The organism is Rhodopseudomonas sp. BR0C11, from assembly GCF_010820945.1.
In the GTDB taxonomy this organism is placed as follows: domain Bacteria; phylum Pseudomonadota; class Alphaproteobacteria; order Rhizobiales; family Xanthobacteraceae; genus Rhodopseudomonas; species Rhodopseudomonas palustris_H.
Window position 1 is genome coordinate 1 of sequence record NZ_QTKI01000596.1, and the last position, 2063, is coordinate 2063.

At 67.0% G+C, this 2063-nt stretch carries 2 protein-coding genes; one reads left to right on the forward strand and one right to left on the reverse strand.

Annotated features, from left to right (window positions below; genetic code table 11):
* A partial coding sequence (locus DYI24_RS25580; protein ID WP_283810906.1) for a carboxyl transferase domain-containing protein occupies positions 1-708 on the forward strand: 708 nt, incomplete at its 5' end.
* Positions 709-818: 110 nt separating this feature from the next.
* Here the strand turns inward: DYI24_RS25580 and DYI24_RS25585 are convergent.
* A partial coding sequence (locus tag DYI24_RS25585) for an MFS transporter (protein WP_164574305.1) occupies positions 819-2063 on the reverse strand: 1245 nt, incomplete at its 5' end.

Below are 2063 nucleotides of genomic sequence, written 5' to 3' on the forward strand. Positions count from 1 at the left end.
CGCCGGCATGTCTACCAAATGCGGCCGATCATCGAAACGGTAGTCGAGCAGGGCTCGTTCTTCGAGATCGGCTCGGCGTTCGGCCGCTCGATCATCACCGGCCTTGCACGACTCGAGGGGCGGGCGGTGGCGGTGCTGGCCGGCGATCCGTATCACTACGGCGGGTCGTGGACCTCGGACACCTGCCAGAAGGTCATTCGCTTCGTCGATCTCGCCGAGACCTTCCATCTGCCGGTGGTGTATCTGATGGACTGCCCCGGGTTCATGATCGGACTCGAAGCCGAGAAATCGGCGACGATCCGCCACGGCGTCCGTGCGATGACCGCGGTCAATCAGTCCACCGTGCCATGGTGCACGATCATCGTCCGCAACGCCTTCGGTGTCGCCGGCGTGGTGCACCAGCCGGCGAACCGGTTCTCGATGCGCTATGCGTGGCCGTCGGCGTATTGGGGTTCGCTGCCGCTCGAAGGCGGCATCGAAGCGGCGTATCGCGCCGACCTCGACGCGGCGGAGGATCGCGACGCCAAGATGCGCGAGATCGAGGAGCGCTTGAACAAGCTGCGTTCGCCGTTCCGCTCGGCGGAGAAGTTCTGGGTCGAAGAGATCATCGATCCGCGCAAGACGCGTTCGCTGCTCTGCGAATTCGCCCGCTTGGCCGAACCGCTGCGCAAGCCCGGCGTCGCGACCGGCATGCGGATGCGGCCGTAAGCCCAATCGTCATTGCGAGCGTAGCGAAGCAATCCAGGAGCTCGGTGCACTGAGCCCTGGATTGCTTGGTCGCTGCGTTCCTCGCAATGACGGCCTTCGATCAGTGGAGGCTATGCCACCGCAGGCTTGGCAGCCTTGCTGATCGTCAGCGCGGCTGCGGCGGCGATCACACACAGGGCGCCGGCGATGAAGAAGGCCGGCAGGTAGCTCGCCAGCAGGTCGCGCGACAGGCCGGCGCCGAATGCAGCGGTGGCGGCGCCGAGCTGATGGCCGGCGAAGATCCAGCCGAACACCAGGTTGGCGCGCTCCGGGCCGAACTTCTGCGCCGTCAGCCGCACCGTCGGCGGCACGGTGGCGACCCAGTCCAGGCCGTAGAACACCGCGAACAGCGACAGGCCGTAGAACGAGAAGTCGGTGAACGGCAGCGCCAGCAGGCTGAGGCCGCGCAGGCCGTAGTACCAGAACAGCAGCCAGCGATTGTCGTAGCGATCTGCCAGCCAGCCCGACAGGATGGTGCCGATGAAATCGAACACGCCCATCGCGGCGAGCAGCCCCGCGGCCTGCACCTGCGGGATGTTGAAGTCGGCGCACAGCGGGATCAGGTGAACCTGCACCAGGCCGTTGGTCGAAGCGCCGCAGATGAAGAAGGTGCCGAACAGCACCCAGAACACCCGCGTCTTGGCCGCGTCGCGGAGCGCGCCGAGCGCGGCGGCGGCGATCGAGCCGGGCGCAGCCTGCGCCGACAGCGGCACCGGCTCGGTGCTGGTGTCGCCATAGGGCCGCAGCCCGACGTCGCTCGGCCGGTTGCGCATTGCGATCAGCACCGCGACTGCGGCGATGCCGATCAGCGCGCAGACATAAGCCATTGCGATCCGCCAGCCGTAGCGTTCGGTGAGCGAGGCGAGGATCGGGAGGAACACGAGCTGGCCGGTGGCGACGCTCGCGGTCATCATGCCGATCACCAGGCCGCGGCGGGCGACGAACCAGCGCGTCGCCACCGTGGCGCCGAGCACCAGCGCCGTGAGGCCGGTGCCGACACCGACCACCACGCCCCACAGCAGCATCAATTGCCACAGCGACGTCATCGCCAACGATGCGACCAGCCCGATCACGACCACCAGAAGCGCGGTCAACGTCACTTGGCGCAGACCGAACCGGTTCATCAGCGCTGCGGCGAACGGCGCCATCAACCCGAACAGCACGAAGCGGATCGACAGAGCGGACGAAATATCCGCGGTGCTCCACCCGAATTCCTGCTGCAACGGAACGATGAACACGCCGGGCGCCCCGACCGCGCCGGCATTGACCAGCGCGGTGAGGAAGGTCACGCCGACCATCACCCAGCCGTAGTGAAT